The organism is Micromonospora sp. DT68, assembly GCF_049847245.1.
GTDB lineage: Bacteria > Actinomycetota > Actinomycetes > Mycobacteriales > Micromonosporaceae > Micromonospora > Micromonospora profundi.
Window position 1 is genome coordinate 1 of the sequence record NZ_JBNCNZ010000033.1, and the last position, 17,937, is coordinate 17,937.

9 protein-coding genes are annotated in these 17,937 nt (G+C 70.2%); 2 read left to right on the plus strand and 7 right to left on the minus strand.

Going from position 1 to position 17,937, the window contains the following annotated elements; translation table 11 throughout:
* On the minus strand, window positions 1-800 hold an 800-nt coding region (locus tag ACPXB1_RS30070; RefSeq protein WP_425736126.1), incomplete at its 3' end, for a non-reducing end alpha-L-arabinofuranosidase family hydrolase.
* Between the two features lie 351 nt (window positions 801-1,151).
* Between ACPXB1_RS30070 and ACPXB1_RS30075 the strand changes: the two genes are divergently transcribed.
* Window positions 1,152-2,828 (plus strand): Na+/H+ antiporter, encoded by a 1,677-nt coding sequence (locus ACPXB1_RS30075; protein WP_425736127.1) that lies wholly within the window; start codon window positions 1,152-1,154, stop codon window positions 2,826-2,828.
* Window positions 2,829-2,932: 104 nt separating this feature from the next.
* Here ACPXB1_RS30075 and ACPXB1_RS30080 read toward each other — a convergent pair whose 3' ends face one another.
* Window positions 2,933-5,449: a M14 family metallopeptidase gene (locus ACPXB1_RS30080; protein ID WP_355598512.1), complete on the minus strand. Its 2,517-nt coding sequence runs from the start codon at window positions 5,447-5,449 to the stop codon at window positions 2,933-2,935.
* Window positions 5,450-5,742: 293 nt separating this feature from the next.
* Here ACPXB1_RS30080 and ACPXB1_RS30085 point away from each other — a divergent pair, with 293 nt between their 5' ends.
* Entirely contained in the window at window positions 5,743-6,255 is a 513-nt protein-coding gene (locus ACPXB1_RS30085) for a hypothetical protein (protein ID WP_355598510.1), read from the plus strand.
* A 34-nt stretch (window positions 6,256-6,289) separates the two neighbouring features.
* Here the strand turns inward: ACPXB1_RS30085 and ACPXB1_RS30090 are convergent, their stop codons facing one another.
* The 5 genes from ACPXB1_RS30090 to ACPXB1_RS30110 form a co-directional block, all read right to left on the minus strand.
* The gene (locus tag ACPXB1_RS30090; RefSeq protein ID WP_355598516.1) at window positions 6,290-7,039 is read right to left on the minus strand and encodes a thioesterase II family protein; all 750 of its coding nucleotides are present in this window, start codon (window positions 7,037-7,039) and stop codon (window positions 6,290-6,292) included.
* Window positions 7,040-7,073: 34 nt separating this feature from the next.
* Window positions 7,074-8,009 (minus strand): TauD/TfdA family dioxygenase, encoded by a 936-nt coding sequence (locus ACPXB1_RS30095; protein ID WP_355598509.1) that lies wholly within the window; start codon window positions 8,007-8,009, stop codon window positions 7,074-7,076.
* A 78-nt stretch (window positions 8,010-8,087) separates the two neighbouring features.
* Window positions 8,088-9,515: an MFS transporter gene (locus tag ACPXB1_RS30100; protein ID WP_355632396.1), complete on the minus strand. Its 1,428-nt coding sequence runs from the start codon at window positions 9,513-9,515 to the stop codon at window positions 8,088-8,090.
* Window positions 9,479-10,465, minus strand: a complete 987-nt coding sequence (locus tag ACPXB1_RS30105; RefSeq protein ID WP_355632397.1) for an ornithine carbamoyltransferase — start codon at window positions 10,463-10,465, stop codon at window positions 9,479-9,481. The genes ACPXB1_RS30100 and ACPXB1_RS30105 overlap by 37 nt, the downstream gene beginning before the upstream one ends.
* Window positions 10,465-17,835, minus strand: a complete 7,371-nt coding sequence (locus ACPXB1_RS30110) for an amino acid adenylation domain-containing protein (protein ID WP_425736128.1) — start codon at window positions 17,833-17,835, stop codon at window positions 10,465-10,467. Before ACPXB1_RS30110 ends, ACPXB1_RS30105 begins: the two co-directional genes overlap by 1 nt.
* Window positions 17,836-17,937 lie beyond the last annotated feature (102 nt).

Here is a 17,937-nt window from a genome sequence, read left to right on the forward strand (position 1 = left end):
TTGCGCGGCGCGAAGTAGAACAACGACGGCGCCACCGTTCCCGAATTCATCGCGTTCTGCGACGCCGACGCCATCTCGGAGTAATTCGTGAACAGACTGAAGTTCATCGAACCCCACCGCGTACCCGTGTCATGCGTGGTCGCATACACCAACTGCCGACCGTTGTACGGCGCCACAGTGAAGTCCTTCAACGACACCCAACCCGACCTCGGCTGCGCCAACACCCCAGTCGACGACCACCGGTACGTCGACGGAAGGTTGCAGGACGTGGGGGGCGGAGTCGTCGGAGGTGGAGTCGTGGGCGGAGGGGTCGTCGGTGGCGGGGTGGTCGGTGGCGGCGACGTCGGCGGCGGGGGCGTCGGGCCCGGAGGGCTCGGCACCGTACCGCCGGTGCACGTCACGCCATTGAGGGCGAAGCTCGACGGCACCGGGTTGCTGCCCGTCCACGACCCGTTGAAGCCGAACGACGTCGTGCCGTTGGTCGGGATCGAGCCGTTGTAGCTCACGTTCCGCGCGGTAACCGCAGCGCCGCTCTGCGTCAGCGACGTGTTCCACGACTGCGTAACGGTCTGCCCGGCGCCGAACGACCAGGTCAACGTCCAACTGCTCACGGGATCGCCGAGGTTGGTGATCGACACGTTGGCGCCGAAACCGCCCTGCCACTGCGACGGCACGGCGTAGTCCACCGAACAGCCTGCGGCCGCGGCGCCGGCAGGCATCGCCGCGACCACCGTCGCCGACACCAGCAACGCGACGCCAGCCGACGCCAGACCGACATTTGTTGCTCTGGATCTGACCATGAAGCACCCTCCTAACGGGTCGGCGGCCGAGGCATTCGCGAGGATGATTGTTTTGTGAACGTTAACAGCCGCGTCAGGTATGTTACGGGAGCGCTCCCATACACTCAACGTCATCTATAGATGGTTTTCGGGCTTCCGCGCATGCGGCAGCCACCCGGACGGAGACTGGCTCTCCGGCGGGCGTTCGGATTTGATCAAGCAGGTACGCTCGGCACTGCTGCAGAGCGCACTGCCCGGCGTCAACGGGTGTCATTGGGTGTCATCACCGGACACGACCAGCCGACCGGGCCGCGAGCCGGCAGCCGACCGACCGACCCCGCGCCCCGCGCCGCTCCAGAGGGAAGCCACCAGGTGAGCACCCACTCGATGCTGCTGTTCGTGCTCGCCGCCGTCGCGGTCATCGTCGTCGTACGGTGGGTGGCGGCGCGCACAGGTCTGCCGGCGGCGGCGCTCCTGCCGCTCATCGGCATCGCGTACGCACTACTCCCCGGCCCCAACGTCGGCCTGGATCCCGACCTCGTGCTCATGGTCGTACTGCCGCCGTTGCTCTACAGTGCCGCGCTGGACTCGTCGCTGCTGGACATCCGCCGCAACCTGCGCATCGTGGTCAGCCTGTCGGTGATGCTGGTGCTCCTCACCGGGCTGCTCGTGGGGCTCGGGTTCCACCTGTTCGTCGCCGGGGCGACACTGGCCGCCGGGATCGCGGTCGGCGCCGCCATCGCACCCCCCGACCCCGTGGCCGCGCTCGCGGTGGGCCGGCGGGTCAACCTACCTCCAAAAATGATCACAATCATCCAGGGCGAAGGGCTGCTCAACGACGCCACCGCCCTGACGATGCTCAGCGTCGCGGTGGCCGCCGCCGTCGGCGGGGAGTTCTCGTTCCCCGAGGCCGTCGGGAAGTTCGTGCTGGCAGCGGCCGGCGGGATGGCTGTCGGAGCGGTCGTCGCCAGGCTGGTCCGGCTGGCCCGACCGATCACCGCGGACCCGTTGCTGTCCAACGCCCTCTCGCTCGCGACACCGTTCGTGGCCTACCTGCTGGGCGAGGCACTGCACGTCTCCGGGGTGCTCGCCGTGGTGGTCGCCGGGCTCATCGTCGGCCACCAGACGCCCCAGTTCGGCTCCGGCGCGGCCCGGTTGCAGACCAACGCGGTCTGGCGGCTTGTCGACTTCCTCCTCGAAGGCTTCGTCTTCCTGCTCATCGGCCAGCAACTCCCCGAGGTCATCAAGGGCCTGCGCGACTACGACACGTCGACGATCGTCATCGCCGTCGCGGTGTCGGTGGGCGTGGTGCTGCTGCTGCGTCCCGCGTGGCTCGTGCTGACCCAGTCCCTGCCCCGGTCGCTGCACACCCGGCTGGGTGGCATATCCGAGCAGGACGACACCGACGAGCCCGGCAACGCCCGGCAGATCGCGCGCGCCGACCGCAACGCCGAACGGCTCAGCCTCCGCGAAGTGGTGGCACTGAGCTGGTCCGGCACGCGCGGCGTCATCAGCCTGGCCGCGATCTTCACGCTGCCGCTGACCACCGACAGCGGCGCGGCTTTCCCCGACCGGAACCTCCTGCTGTTCTGCACCCTCGTGGTGGTCCTCGTGACGCTCGTCGGGCAGGGCCTGACGTTCGCGCCGCTCGTGCGGATGCTCGGCCTGCGCGCCAACGAAACCGACCAGGCCCGGGTACGCAACGAGGCCCGCTCGGCGGCTGTCGAAGCCGCCCTGGCCCGCCTGGACGAGGTCGTCGCCGAGGAACCGGACAGCGCCGAGGCCGTCAACGCCATCCGTACGAAACTGCTCGCCCGGCTGAAGCGCTACCGGGGACGGCTCGACCTGCTCCAGCAGAGCGGATCCGCCGAGATCCCCACCTCACCCGAGTACGAGACGGCGCTTCGCATCCGCAGGATGTCCATCGACGCGCAGCGGGAGGAACTCGTGCGCTGGCGTGACTCCGGCCGACTGCCCGACGAGGGACTCCGCGTCCTGGAACGGGAACTCGACCACGAAGAGCTGCTGCTGCCAAAGCGGGGTTCATGACGCTTGGCGTCTGACGGGGACGTCAGCGTCGTGCGGGGCCTGAACGACCATTGCCTCGCCAGTGTGATGGAACCACTGGCGAGGCAATGATCAGCCGATGTGCGCTACTTCTTCTTCTTCGCCTCGATCTTGATCGTCGCGGTGCGGTAGTTGTTGCGCTTGTCGTTCTTCGTCGGGTCGTAGCCCTTCTCGATGTTGCCGGCGCTGTCCACCGAGAACCAGTTGAAGGTCGTCGTCTCGGTCACGTGGAACACCTGACCCGGCTCACGGAACTCGGTCGCCGCGTAGCGGGGCGACTCGAGCGTGGGCCGGCTGCCGTCCGTCGTGTAGTAGATGGTGGCCGGCTCGCTGGTCTCGAAGTGCACGTTGACCGGCCCGGTGTACTTCCCGTTGCCGGGAACGAGGTCGGACGTCGGCTTCTTCTTGTCCTTGCCCCAGTCCGCCGCGACCCGGAACATCTCCATGATGCCGTTGGCGTACTCCATGGTCTCGGCGTGGCCGCTGACCAGCTCGGGGTTGCCCTCCCACGCCGGCTGGAACGAACCGCCCTGCCAGTTGCCGGTGGCCGGGTTGTAGATGGAGCCACCGACCTCCCAACCGAAGGCGTAGATCCCGTAGGTGTGGTACAGGTCCTCGCGGACGTTGCCCGCCGAGGAGTAGAGGACGTCGGACGAACCGCCGACGTTCTCCGGCGTCACGACAGTCTCCCGGTGCGCCTTGACCTGCCCCAGGATCCGGGAAGCCGACTGCCAGTAGAACGCCTCGTCACCGAGCGGCGGGCGCGGGGTGGTGATACGCCCGTCGGCGATGTAGGCGCCGGGCTGCCAGAACAGCTGACCACCGTTGGAGTGCACCGACATCATGAACTTGATGTTCTTGTACTTCTCGACCAGCCAGATGATGTTCTTCGACTCGGGCTCGGACAGCTTCTCCGGGCCCTGGTAGGTGCCGCTTGTGCAGACGGACGAGCCGCCGGAGTAGCCGTCCTGGGCAGACCCGACCCGGTAGTTCCGGTTCAGGTCGACACCCCAGGAGTTCCGGTTCGCCGGGTCGGCGGCCGAGTCCGCGCAGTGGTTCGTCAGGTTCTTACGCTGCGAGGCGAAGTTGTAGAAGCTGTAGTTCGCCCCGTCGGGGTTGTTGGAGAGGATGAAGAAGACGTCGGTGTTGTCGACGATGTTCTTCGTCTCCTTGTCGGTCTTGTAGTTGTGCACCAGCCGCTCGGCCGACTCCAGGCTCGTCGTCGCCGGCACCCACTCGCGGGCGTGGTCCTGCGCCTGGATCAGCACGCCGGGCTTCTTGCCGTCCCGGTGCTTGCCGATCCGCAGAACGGGGATGGTGACGGGGCCGCGCGGCACCTCGCCCTCCGGCGCGCCGACGCGCTTCTCGTCGAGGAAGTCGGTCAGGGCGACCGGGCCCTCCGTCGGTACGACGATGCCGGTGCCCGCGTTGTTGCGGTACGGGTGCGACCTGTCGATGAGGCCCTGGGACTGGGTCCGCAGCGCCTCCGCCACCTGCACGGCAGTGCTCGACAGCGCACCGGAGGCGTCCTTCGCGAGCAGGACGCGGACCGCCTTGCCAGTGACCTCCACCGCGAGCGGGAGGTTGGCCCCCGACCGGTTCACGAACTCGACTGTGACGTCGTTGCCGCCCTCGTGGCCCCACGCCGCACTGCTGACGACGACAGCCGACTGACCCGTGCCACCGATCGTCGCCTGCGCCTTGCGCTGGTAGCCGTTCGTCTGGTTCGGGAGGTAGACGATCTCGGCGATGCCCGGGTACTGCTGGGCGATCTCCTTGGCGCGGGCGAAGAGCTGCTGCGGGTGCTTGTAGCCGTCAATGAAGTCGGACTTGTAGCCGGGCTTCTCCGTCAGCGGCGACGGGGCGTTCTCCAGCCAGTCGGAGACGACGCCGGTGGTGACACCGCCGGTGGAGCTGGTGACCCGGATCTCGCTCGGACGCGTGTCGAGCTTGAACAGGTTCCGGTGGAACATGTACTGCCCGGAGTCCACGAACCGGCTCATCGTCCGCGCGAACTCGAACGGCGTGCCCTTGCCCGAGTTGTTCTCCAGCTGCATCCCGACAATCGGGGTGGTCTGCTGCCCCTCGGTGGTGCGGGCCTCGACGTACAGGAAGCCCTGACCCTTTGTGGTGAACCAGTCGGCGCGGGCGATGCGTACCGTCGCCAGCGCCGGATCGGTCGCCGGCGGCTGCGTCGGGCCGGCGGCAGGGCCCTTGGGACCCTTGGGGCCCTTGAGACCGCCGTCGGCCTTCTCGCTCCACTCGAAGCGCGTGTTGTCGTCGAGAAGCTGCACGCCCATCGACTTCAGCTTGGTGAGCTCGTCGTCGGTGACCACCACCTCACCCTCGATGCCGTCCGGCACACGCTTGAGGCCGTGCTCGATATCGAATCCGGCGGCGACGACCTTGTCCAACATGTCGGCGCCGGCCAGCTTGATGTCTACATGATGTGCCTGCTTGAGGTTCTCGAGCGGGGAATGCCCGGAACCGCCCGTCGCCCTCGGGCCCGTCGGGTCCGCACCGGCGGGCCCGGTCGACACGAGGACGCCCGCCACCAGGGCGGGAACGGCGAGAAGTGCGATGCGCCGTTGTATGCGCCGCATGTGCCCCTCCTTCTACTTGCGACGATGTGCTCTGCTGGCCGACCCCCGCACGGCCGTTCCTCACCGAGGACGGCCGTACCGAACTCGCGTGCCGTGTGCCTGGGTACGACGAAGGTGGTGTTGCCGTTGCGGAAGGGGGTGGGGGTCATCAGCGCGCTGAGTTCCGGAGAGCGTAAGGGCGTTCCATCGCTTCGCCAGCTGGGCTGATCCGAATTTGAGCATTACTTGAGGCACGGACGGCACGCCGTCGAGGGCGGAAAACCGTTGCGCCCGGCGCCCGTACACTCCACCGCATGGCCAAGGGTCGATCGGTTCTGCTGTTCTCGATGGTGCTGGCCGCTCCCCTGCTCTGGTGGTCCGGCGTCACCTCCACCGTGTCCAGGGCCCGCGTCGACCTGCCGACCGACGACCAGACCCTGGTCGATGCCCTCTCCAGCTACCGGTCCGCCGCTCTGGTCCTAACCGGCTTCTACGTACTCATCAACCTGCTGCTCATCCTGTCCCTGCTGCCCAACGAGCAGCGACTACGCCAAGGCCGGGTCGGCACGATCATCCGCGCGGTCATCGGGGTGGTTCTCGTCACCGGCGCGGCGTGGTTCGAACACCGGTTCAACCCGGTGACCTCCAACTGGAGCGGCGAGGCGGACGCCTCGAGCATGGTCCGGGACCACGCGAGAGCCTGGGACCCGGCGGTCGGGATCCTCTGGATCGTCACCAATGGGGCGGCCGCCGCCTCGGTCGCCGTACGAGCCATCAGGGCACAGTGGGAGAGCGGCCGGCCCAAAGCGCCCTCGACGTTGCCCTGACGTCTTCACCACCACTTTGGACCTGGTCCGTCGGTCAGCCCAGGCGGGCGGTCACCCCGGCGACCACCTGATCCTGTTCCGGCACGAGATAGAAATGGTCACCGGGGAACGTCGCCATCTCGAAGCCGCCGGTGGTCAACTCCCCCCAGGCGCGAACCGTCGCCGTGCTGCAGGTCGGGTCCTCGGTGCCCAGGTAGGCGACGATCGGGGCCTGGACCTTCGCGGGCGCCCGCGGCAGGTGCCGGTAGAGCATCCGCAGGTCCCCCCGGAGCGAGGGCATGATCAGTTCGCGGAGCTTCGGCGACTGCAACAGCACCGGGTCGACCTCGCCCAGAGCGCCGATCCGGCTGAGCAGGTATTCGTCGTCGGCGAGGTCCGGATCGAGCTCGACCCGGCAGATGTGCGGCGCGCCGTGTCCCGAGACGAAGAGGACACTCGGCGTGAACCCGTACCGGGACTCCAGGAGCAGGGTGACCTCGTACGCCACCGACGCGCCCATGCTGTGGCCGAAGAACGCGATGGGCCGGTCGAGGTACGGCACGAGCACGTCACTGATCCGCTCGGCGAGCACGTCCATCTGGTCCACGCACGGCTCCAGCACCCGGTCCTGCCGACCCGGATAGCAGACCGCCAGCAGATCGGTGGCGCCGTCGAGGAGCCCCGCCCAGGGTTGGAACACGTTGGCGTTCCCACCGGCGTGCGGGAAGCAGACCAACCGTAGGTCGGACCGCTCCGCACGGCGGAAGGACCGCAGCCACCGGCCGCGTGCCTCGGCACCCGTCATCTCCACTCTTCTCCTCCCGCCACAGTGGCCCCGGTCAGTCCGACATCGCCACCAGGATGCGGCGGCTCCCCGTGTAGGGCCGGCGACCATGGGCCACCAACACGTTGTCGATAAGCAGCAGGTCGCCGACCCGCCAGTCCACGTCGATCGCCGCGTCCAGCCCACGATCGCGGATCTGGAACACGTACTCGTCGGGGATCGGGCTGCCGTCGGCGAAGGTGACCGACTGCGGCAGTTCGTCCTGCGTCATCACCTGGGTCATCACCCGGGCGACCTCGTCATCCAGAGCCGCCGGATGCCACTGGTCGCTCTGGTTGAACCACACCTCCACCCCGGTCACCGGGTGCCTGGTGGTGGACGGGCGGACCTGGCTCACCCGCAGCCCGTCGGCGGTCCACTTCCACGTCGCCCCGGTGCCGCTCAGGAACTCCTCGACCTCCGCCTGGTCCTCGGTCTCGAAGGTCTGCTGCCAGCTCTTGCCCAGCCCCAGGCCGTCGTGGAGGTTCTGCTGGTAGCACACCCCGCCCGCGAAGGCCGCGCGGACCTCCGGGTCGAGGGACTCCAGCCAGAGGTTGGCGTCGACAACCGGTGTGGCACCGCCGGTCGGCGCGGCGACCTGGCAGTAGAACAGCAGACGCGCCGGCCAGTGCGCCGCGTACGACAGTTCGTTGTGCATGGAGATGGTGTACGGCGCCGGATACTCCGTCGACGTGTAGACGTTGCGGCCGACCTTGGTGCGCGGCGAGTTGCCGTGCACGTAGGCGAGCCGGTTGGGCAGCACCATGTCCATCACCGAATCCAGCGCGCCCGGCTCGACGCCGAAGCCCCGGAACACAAGCGCCTTCTCAGCGGTGAGCAGCGCCGTCAGGTCCAGCTCCCGGAGATGGCCGATCAGCCCGTCAACGGTGGCTGCGCATCCGGCGCTGCAGGGCGTGATCTCGTGCGGCTGCCACGTGCCGTTCTCGCTCATCGGTCGGTCTCCTCCACGCCAGGGTCGGTCCACTGCCGGCAGCCTCACGTGGACAGCCATATTTCCTCGATATCGGGCTCAGCCACGCGGATCGCGGCCGGCCGCCGTCGCTGCCAGCTCCGCGTCCGCCCGCTCGGCTGCCGCCCGCTCCGCGTCGGCCCGCTCGGCCGCGGCCTGCTCCGCCGCCGCCCGCTCGGCCTCCGCCCGCTCGGCCTCCGCCTCGGCCCGTTCCGCCTGGGCGGCGGTACGGGTGCCGAAAGCCAGCACCGCGAACACCGCGATCACCACCATCGTCGCGCCCACGACTGCCAACGCCACCTCGATGCGTACGGCGTCCAGCAGGAAGCCCGCGAGCAGCGCGCCTATCGAGTTGGCACCCGAGGAGAGGAGCGTGAAGATCGAGCCGGCCCGGCCCCGCAGCTCGTCGGGAGTCGTCCTGAGCAGGTACAGCACCCCGGCCACGTTGCCGATCCCAGCGCCGTAGTTGATCAGCGCCAGGAGCACGCTCACCGCCACCAGGCCGGGCGCCACCACCAGCAGCGGCATCAGCACCGCCCACGCCAGGTGGATGCCGATCATCATCCGGCGGATGCCCCACCGCTGCAGGAAGGCGTTGCTCGTCATCGCGCCAGCCATGCCGAAGACGCTGTTGACCGCCAACAGCACCCCGACCGTTGCGGGAGAGCCGTCCCGGTCCTTGACCAGCACCACAAGCCCGAGACCGAGGACCTGGAAGAGGATGTTGCTGGCCGCGAAGAGACACAGCGCCCGACGCAGGTAGAGCTTGCCCCAGATGAAGGCGACACCTTCCCTGATCTGGGCGATCAGCCCGCCCTCTCCGCCGTCCGACGATCGGGGCGCCCGCAGGTCCCGCCGGACGAACAGCAGTGTCACAAGCGACATCAGGTGCACGACGGTGGCGAACAGGAACGGCGCGAACCGGGCCACGGAATAGAGCACGGTGCCGGTCGGCTGGCCGAGGATGCTCGCGGCGTTCGCCCGCGACTCGTTTGCCGCCAGTGCCCCGCCCAGTTGGTCGCGGGGCACCACGGCGCACACCGCGGCCCGTTCCGCAAGCGTGTAGCAGATGCCGAGGGTGGCCTCCAGGAACGCGACCACCATCAGGTGCGGCAGCCACACCGCGTCGAGCAGCACCACCGCCGCCACGCTGCCGACCCCGAGAATCCGGCCGGCGGTGCAGACAAGCATCGTCGTACGCCGGTTCCACCTGTCGACGAGCGCGCCTGCCGGCAGCTGGGCAACCAGGTTCGGCAGCAACGCGGCGAAGGTGACGAGGCTGGCCGCGGTGGCCGACCCCGTCGACCAGTAGACAAGCAGCGTGTAGCCGATGGAGGTGGCCCGGGCACCGAGCGCGGAGAGCCCCGAGCCGGTCCAGAGCAGCAGGAAGTTCCGGTTACGGGTGAGCTTCGCCGGGCGACCGGCGGGTGCGCCCGCCGGCTCGGTGACCGTCACAGCGTCGTCCCGCTCGAAGGCGAGCGGCACCACTCAAGCACCGCCATGGCGCTGTAGAGCTTGTTCTCCGCCTGTGGAAACGCGATGCTCGCCGGCCCGTCGAGGACCTCCGAGGTCACCTCCTCGCCGCGATGTGCCGGCAGATCGTGCAGGAAGACGGCGTTCGGGCTGTGCCGCCAGAGCTCCTGTTCGACGCGGAACGGGGCGAAGACCTGACGCCAGTCCGGGTCCGGCTTCACAGTGCCTGTGGTCTGCCAGCGGGTTGTGTAGATGGCGTCGAGATCGCCTGGCAGGTCGGCCATGTGGCACCGCTCGACGATGCTCGCCCCACTGACCTCGGCCTGCCGGGTGGCGTCGGCCAGGATCTGGGCGGGCAGGCCGTAGCCGGGCGGGGTGCGCAGTTCCAGTTCCACGCCCGGAAACCGGGTGAGCGCAAGGGCGAGCGCGGTGGCCGTGTTGTTGGCCTCCCCCAGGTAGAGCAGACGCAGCCCTTCGATCCGGCCGAACTGCCGCAGCAGCGTGGTCAGGTCCGTCAACGCCTGGGTGGGGTGCTCCTCGGCGCTCATCGCGTTGACCACCGACATCCGGCTCTGGGCAGCCCAGGCCCGCAACTCGGCCGGGTCACCGGCCGTACGGGCGACCAGCACGTCGAGCATGCCGGACAGCACCCGGCCGGTGTCCTCGCTGGTCTCCCCAGTGTTGGTCTGGAGGTCCTGCGGACCGTACTGGATCACGCCGGCGCCGAGCCGCAGCGCGGCGCTTGTGAAGGCTGTCCGCGTACGCGTCGAGGTCTTGAGGAAGTAGACCCCGGCCACCTGCCCGGCGAGCGGGCTGCCGCACTCCCCGGCGGCGAACGCGGCGCCCCGGGCGACGATCGAGTAGAGATCCTGTTCGGTCAGGTCGCGGATCGACACCAGGTGCCGTACCTGGCGGGCCGTGGGGTGGGTGGCCGTCGCGGAGATGGCCGGCACGGTCGTCGTCATCACATGTCCTCCGTCCGTGCGGTGTTCGACATCAGCAGCGACATGACCTCGTCGCCTGCCTCGCCGTTTGTCAGCAGCACCAGTCCGGTCCCGTCCGGAACCCGACCGGTGGTGAGCGCCCGGTAGCCGCTGGTGCGGCCCCGGTGGGTGAATTCGACGTGCGTCTCGGCGCCACCCTCGATGCGGTCCACCATGCAGCCGAGCCCGAAGACGCCGCCCGGCCCGGTGGTCAGTTGCGCCAGCACCAACTCCCGGCTGAGCACTGCCGGATCGCCCCGGTAGGCGGTCTGGATCTCCCCGGTCAGCGTGGCCAGGTCGGTGGCGGTGGTCCAGAGACCGGCCGCCGCCAGGTCCGCGCGTACCTCCCAGCCGTGTGGGTGCGGTTCGCCTCGCTCGTCGTGCCCGGCGGCCACCGGCCGGCCGGACGTCTCCGGGAAGCTCTGGTCGAAGCTGCTGCCTGTCATTCCCAGCGGCGCGAAGACCAGCTCGGCCATCAGCTCGGCGAAGGGTGTCGCTGTGACGTCCTCCATGAGCTGCTGGACCACAACGAAGTGGCTGTTGCGCTCCACAGCTACCGGATCGGGCGCGTCGAGCGCGCGTACCGGGTCGGTGGGCACTCCACGGCCCAGCAGCAGGTCCGTCAGCGGCGGCACCGGGCCGCCGCGCGGGTGGCCGGCGCTGCCCGTCGACGTCAGCCCGGCGACGTGGCTGAGCAGTTGCCGCAGGCTCACCGACCGGGCGGTGGGCAACTGCCAGGCCTTGAGGTACGCGTTGACGTCCGCGTCGAGCTGGAGTGCTCCCCTGTCGACAAGGGCCAACGCCCCCACCGCCGCGACCAGCTTGCTCACCGAGCCCACCTGGAAGATGGTCGCCGGAGTCACCAGGGCGTCGCCGCCCGCGACGAGGTGTCCGACCGCGCGGACCTGCACCACCTCGCCGTCGGCAAGCACTGCCAGCGACGCGCCGGGTACCCGCGCCTCGGCGAGCAGAGGAGCGATCCGCGGCAACTGTGCGATCCGAGGCAGCGCCACGGCTCGTACCGCATCGGCCCGCGATGGCGGATCGGCCGGGGTGAGGGCGGCGGCGAGGTCGGCCAGCGGCCGATCCAGCATCGCCTGTTGCAGGGTGAGCGGGAGGCCGGCCTGCCGGGCGGCGGTGACCACGGGCACCACAAGCAGTGAGTGCCCGCCCAGAGCGAAGAAGCGGTCCTGACGACCGACCATCGGCACGTCCAGCAGCTCGGCCCAGATCCCGGCGAGGATGGTCTCGGTAGGCCCCTGCGGTGGGGCGATCTCCGCCTCCGTCCGCAGTGGTGCCGCCGGCAACGCCCGCAGGTCCACCTTGCCGTTGGGATTGAGCGCGATGGCGTCGACCGGCACGAAGGCCGCCGGAACCAGGGCCGCGGGCAGCCGCCGGGCACAGTGCCCGGCCAGGTCGTCAGAACCACCCACGTGGTACGCGATCAGCTGGTTGCCCCCGCCCGGTGCCGGGCGGGCCACCACCGCCGCGTCGCGTACGGCGGGATGTTCGAGGAGCACCGTACGGACCTCGCCCGGCTCCACCCGGTGCCCGCGGATCTTCACCTGGTCGTCGACCCGGCCGAGCAGGTCGAGCTGCCCGTCGGGCAACCACCTGCCACGGTCACCGGTGCGGTACAACCGGGAACCCGCCGGCCCGTACGGGTCGGGCACGAACCGGGAGGCTGTGTACTCGGGCCGTCCCGCGTACCCCCGGGCCAGTTGCGGCCCGCCCAGGTAGACCTCGCCGACAACGCCGGCCGGCACCGCGTTCAGCCGGGCGTCCAGCACATAGGTACGCATCCGGCCGAGCGGCCTGCCGATCGGCGCGACCTGGCCGGTGAGCGCGCCGGTCACCGGGTAACGGCTGACGGCGACTGTCGCCTCGGTCGGTCCGTACTCGTTGAGCAGCACGGTCCGTGGTGCGAGTTCCTGCCACCGCGCACAGGTCCGTGCGGTGAGAGCCTCGCCGCCGAGCACCAGCACCGGTGTCAGTGCGGCTGCCTGCTCGGCCGACAACTGCCCGGCGAGCAGGTCCAGGTGACTCGGGGTCAGTTTGACGAAGCTGAACGGTCCCGCCTCTGCCAGCCGTGGGCCGAGTTCGTCAAGCCCGGCGTCGGCGGGCAACAGCCACAGCCGCTGCCCGGCGACGAGCGGCGCCCAGATGGTTGTCACCACCATGTCGAAGGCCACCGAGGAGAACAGCGCCGCGCCACCGGACCGGTCGGCCACGAGCTCGTGCACCGCCCAGCTCAGGTAGTCGGCAAGGCTGCCGTGGCTGACCTGCACGCCGTTCGGCTGTCCCGTCGACCCCGACGTGAAGATCACGTACGCGAGTTGGTCGGACTCGGTGCGGCCGGGAGGCTGCTCGTCCGGGTGGGCCGCTATCTGTTCAGCGTCGACGTCCAGCAGCACCTTCTCGACGCCGCTGAACCGGTCTGCGTAGGCGGTGCTGGTGACCACGACTGTGGCTCCGGCCTGGGTGAGCATCGACGCGATCCGCGCCGCCGGGTACGACGGGTCGATCGGCAGGTACGCGCCGCCCGCCCGCCAGATGCCAAGCAGGGTCGTGACGAGGTCCGTACCCCTGTCGAGCAGCACCCCCACCACCCGCTCCGGCCCGACGCCCCGCTCCCGCAGGTGCCAGCCGAGCCGGTTCGCCGCCGCGTCGAGGCCGGCGTAGCTCAGCTCGCCGACCGCCTCCGCGTCGCCCGCGATGGCGGCGGTGTCCCGCACCAGGTCGGGCACCATGCCGGGTTCCGGCACGATCTCGTCGGCCGACTCGGCCCAGCCCACGAGCACGTTGTGCCGTTCGGCGTCGGGCAGCAGGACCGCGCGGGCGTCGCCGTCCGGGTCCGCCACCATCGCGTCGAGCACGAGCCGGTACATGGCGGCCAACCGCTCGACCTCGGCCCGCTCCAGGTGGTCGCTGTCGCTGCTCAGCTCCAGGTGCCCTGCGACCGCCGAGACGGCAAGGGCGAACTCCGAGCTGGCGGCGGCGTACCGGGGACCGGACTCGACGTGCTCACCGACCACCTCGTCGAAGTCGAGGTAGCTGAAGTAGACGTCGAGCAGGCGGGTGCCGGAAACCGCCGGTCGGATCGCCGGCGCGGGGTAGCGCCGGTGCGGCCACATCTCGACCTCCGTGGCGTGCACCCGGCGGACCAGTTCGGTCCAGGTGGCGCAGTCGCGCTCGTACGGGAACGGCAGAGTGTTCAGCGACATGGCGTACACCCGTTCGCTGCCCGGCATGTCCGGCCGGGTGTGACAGACCAGGCCGCTGTAGAACCGGGGCTCGTCGGTGAGCTGGCCGAGCACCGTCAGGTGCGCGGCGTGCAGCACCGCCTTGAGCGAGACCCGCGCGGCGGAGGCCAGCGCGCGAAGCTGCGGCTCCAGATCGCGGAACGGCACCCGGGCCGTGTGGGCGGTACGCGTCGGCGGAGGCGACGTGGGCTGCCAGCCGGCGGGGAATGTGAACTTCGCGCACCGGTTCATCAGGTCCTGCCAGTACCGCCGGTCCGCCGGAGATTCCAGGGCGCGGCGCTCCCCGGCGATGAAGTCGGCGAACCGCACCTCCGGTAGCGGCTCCGGCTCCACCCGGGCACCGCCACGCATCGCGCGGTAGCGGTCGAGGATCTCCGCGACAAGCGCGTGCAGGCTCCAGCCCTCGACGACCACGTGGCAGATGGTCAGTACCAGCCGCCAACTCCGGTCGGTCTCCTGGCAGACGGCGAACCGCAGCAGCGGCGCTTGATCGACATCGAACGGCGACCCGTACTCCACTGCGATCAGGCGGCGCAGCTCGGCCTGCCTGTCGTCCTCGGACAGCCCTCGCAGGTCGTGCGGCACGACAGGCACCCGCACCTCGGAATGCACGAGCTGCATCGGCACCGAATAGCCGGTCGGGTCCACCGAGGAGCGCAGCACGTCGTGCCTGTTGACCACGGAGTGCACGGCCTCGCGGAGCGTCGGCAGGTCCAGCGGGTCGTCCTCGCGGACGAGGAAGGACGTCACGTTGTGGTAGTGGTTCCAGCCGTTGTCGGCAAGCATCTCCAGCAGCATGCCGAGCTGCACCTGCGACAGCGGGTACGCGTCGGTGAGTCCGTCCGGCAGCAGAGCCCGGTCCGGGGCGGACACCAACTCGAACGCTTCCACCGGACGGTCGACGTGCACCGGTCCGGTGCGGTCGACAAGCGCGGCGCAGAGCCGGGAGACGGTCTGCAGGTCCATCACGTCGGCGACCGAGACGTCGAGCCCGGCCGTCCGCAGCGTGCTGGCCAGCACCAGCGCCTTGATCGAGTGGCCACCCAGCTCGAAGAAGCCGTCCTCGACGCCCACCGCGGGCAGGCCCAGCACCTGTGCCCAGATCCCGGCGACCCGTTCCTCCAGCTCGGTACGTGGACCGACGATGGCCCGCCCGTCGCCGGGATCGCCGTCCCGCGGCGCGGGCAGCGCGCGCCTGTCGAGCTTGCCGCTGTTGTTGCGGGGCAACTGGTCCAGCGTCACGAACGCCGCCGGGATCATGTAGTCCGGCAGCGTGCGGGCCAGCGCCGCGCGCAGCTCGCCGGTACTCGGCCGCTGCCCGGAGGCGGCGGCCAGGTACCCGACCAGTCGTGGATCGCCGGCGGTGTCCTCGCGCAGGACGACAGCCGCCTCGGTGACCTCCGGCAGCGCGGCCAGCGCCGACTCCACCTCGCCCAACTCGATCCGGTAGCCGCGCAGCTTGACCTGGTCGTCGAGCCGGCCGAGGAACTCCACGCTGCCGTCGGGCAGGCGGATCCCCAGGTCGCCGGTGCGGTACATCCGGTTGCCGGCGGGGCCGTAGGGGTCGGGCACGAACCGCTGTGCGGTAAGCGCCGGCTGGTTCAGGTAACCCCGGGCCACACCGTGCCCGGCCAGGTGGATCTCGCCGGGAACGCCGAGCGGCGTCGGGTGCCCCTGCTGGTCGAGCACGTACATGCGCAGGCCGGCCAGCGGACGCCCGATCCGGCTGCCCACTCCGTCGGCGAGATCGGCGCGGGTGATCCGGTGATAGGTGGAGTAGACGGTGGTCTCGGTGATCCCGTACATGTTGACAAGGGCGATACGGGCCAGCCCGAGCCTGTCGACCCACGGGGTGAGCTCGGCGAAGTCGAGTCGCTCGCCGGCCAGGACCACCGCGCGCAGCGCCAGCCGCCGTAGCCGCTTGTCACCGTCGGCGGCCAGCCGGACCAGGCCGCGGAAGGCCGTGGGGGTCTGGGCCAACAGGGTCACCTCCTGCTCGACAAGCAGGTCGAGCAGGTCGTCGGGCACCCGGGCCACCGCCGGAGGCACCACCACAAGTCGGCTGCCGTGCAGCAGCGCGCCCCACAACTCCCACACCGAGACGTCGAAGGCGTACGAGTGGAACAGGGCAACCACGTCGGTCTCGTCGGTGGCGTAGTGCTCCTGCGCGCTGTCGAGCAGCCGCAGCACGTTGGTGTGGCTGACGCAGACACCCTTCGGGCGGCCGGTCGAGCCGGAGGTGTAGATGACGTATAGCGGATCGTCGGCGTCGTTCACCGGCGCCGGGTCGGTCTCCGGGTGGCCGGTCAGGTCGGTGCGGTCGAGCAGCACCAGGTTCCCGCCGTAGCCGGCCAACGCGTCGACGTGCGCACCCGTGGCGACCACCGTCCCGGCGCCCGCGTCGGCGAGCAGGTACGCGATGCGCTCGGCCGGCTGGGTCGGGTCCAGCGGCAGGTAGGCGGCACCGGCCTTGATCACGCCGAGCAGGGCGGGCACCAGGTCGGCGCCCCGGTCCAGGCAGACACCGACCACTGCGCCCCTGCCCACACCGGCCGCCCGCAGGTGCCCGGCGAGCCGGTTGGCCTGTGCGTTCACCTGCGCGTACGTCAGCCGGGCCGGGCCGGCGACCACCGCTACCGCCTCGGGTGCGGCTGCCGCACGGGCCTCGAACAGCTCGACCACGGTGCCGGTCACCGGCTCCTCGACGCCTGTGTCGACAACGCCGAGCAGCCGCTCCCGCTCACCACCTGGCAGGTGAACCGCCTGGGCGTCGCCGTCCGGGTCGGCGACCATCGCCGCCAGCACGGCCCGGTACATGCCGGCCAGTCGCTCCAGGTTGGCCCGCGAGAGCACGTCGGTGCGGCTGGAGATCTGGTAGTTGCCTCGGTGCGCGAAGACCGACAGCTCGAACTCGGTCGCACCGTCGCCGGCGCTGCCGACGACGACAGGCTCGGTGCCTGTCGTGCTCGCGCGCTGCCCGGCGCGGGAGAAGTCCTGGTAGTTGAAGAGCACCCGCAGCAGCCGCTGACCGCTGCCGCGCTGGATCTCCGCAAGGGGGAACCGCCGGTGCGGCCAGAGGTCGACCTCCCGATCGAAGACGTCGGCCACCAGGTCGCGCCACGTCCGGGCGCTGCGCTCGTAGCCGAACGGCAGCGTGTTGAGATACATGCCCTGCACCCGGTCGGCCCCGAGCACCTCGGGTCGGGCGTCGCAGACCAGCCCGGCGTGGAAGCGCTGTTCTCCGGTGAGTTGGCTGAGCACCTTCAGGTGCGCCGCGTGCAGTACCGCCTTGACCGAGACCCCGGAATCGGTGGCGAAGCGCGCGACGGCCTCGTCCAGGTCCGCTATGTCGACGGTTGTCGAGTTGGCAGTCGGGTCGCCGGGCTCGCCCCAGCCCGCGGGCAGGACGAACGGGCTGCTCCCGTCGACCACCGCGCGCCAGTAGTCCCGGTCCTCGTCGGACGCCAGTGCGGACAGTTCGGCGGCGATGAAGTCGGCGTAGCGCACGGTCGGCTGTTCGGTCTCGGTCGGGCTCCGCCCGTCGGCCAGGTCGGCGTAGACGGCAAGCAGTTCGGCGAGCAGCTGCGCGTTGCTCCAGCCCTCGGTGACCGCGTGGCAGATGGTGAAGCTCAGCCACCAGCTCTCGTCGCTGTCCTGGTGCGCGGCGATGCGCAGCAGTGGCGCGACGGTCAGGTCGAAGGGGGTGGCCCGCTCGGCCGCGACGAACTCCTGGAAGAGTCGCTCCTGCTCGTCGGCGGGCACGTCCCGGCCGTCCACAACTGTCACCTGTGGGGTCACCTCGGCGTGCACGAGCTGCATGGGCACCGAGTAGCTCGTCAGGTCGAACGAGGTGCGCAGGATCTCGTGCCGGCCGACGACCGTTGCCACGGCGGTCCGCAGCGCCTCGGCCGAGAACGGCCGCCCGTCGCGGACCTGGTGGGCGATGACGCTGTGGTAGGCCGCCCGGTCGCCGCTGGTGGCCAGCTCGACGAGCATGCCGAGCTGGGTCTGCGCGGCGGGGTAGGCGTCGGTGAGGCCGTCCGGCAGCGCGGCACGGTCGGCGTCGGTCAGCAGCGCGAAGGGCGCCACCGGCTCCCACTCGTCAACGCCTTCACCCAGACTTGCCGCCAGCCCGCGCACGGTCCGGTAAGCAAAAACATCCCGCACACTCGTGGCGAACCCAGCCGCCCG

Excerpts from the sequence above, each read along its gene's own strand:
- ACPXB1_RS30080 (WP_355598512.1), bottom strand. The coding sequence starts at position 5,449 with ATGCGGCGCATACAACGGCGCATCGCACTTCTCGCCGTTCCCGCCCTG.
- ACPXB1_RS30085 (WP_355598510.1), top strand. The coding sequence starts at position 5,743 with ATGGCCAAGGGTCGATCGGTTCTGCTGTTCTCGATGGTGCTGGCCGCT.
- ACPXB1_RS30090 (WP_355598516.1), bottom strand. The coding sequence starts at position 7,039 with ATGACGGGTGCCGAGGCACGCGGCCGGTGGCTGCGGTCCTTCCGCCGT.
- ACPXB1_RS30095 (WP_355598509.1), bottom strand. The coding sequence starts at position 8,009 with ATGAGCGAGAACGGCACGTGGCAGCCGCACGAGATCACGCCCTGCAGC.
- ACPXB1_RS30105 (WP_355632397.1), bottom strand. The coding sequence starts at position 10,465 with ATGACGACGACCGTGCCGGCCATCTCCGCGACGGCCACCCACCCCACG.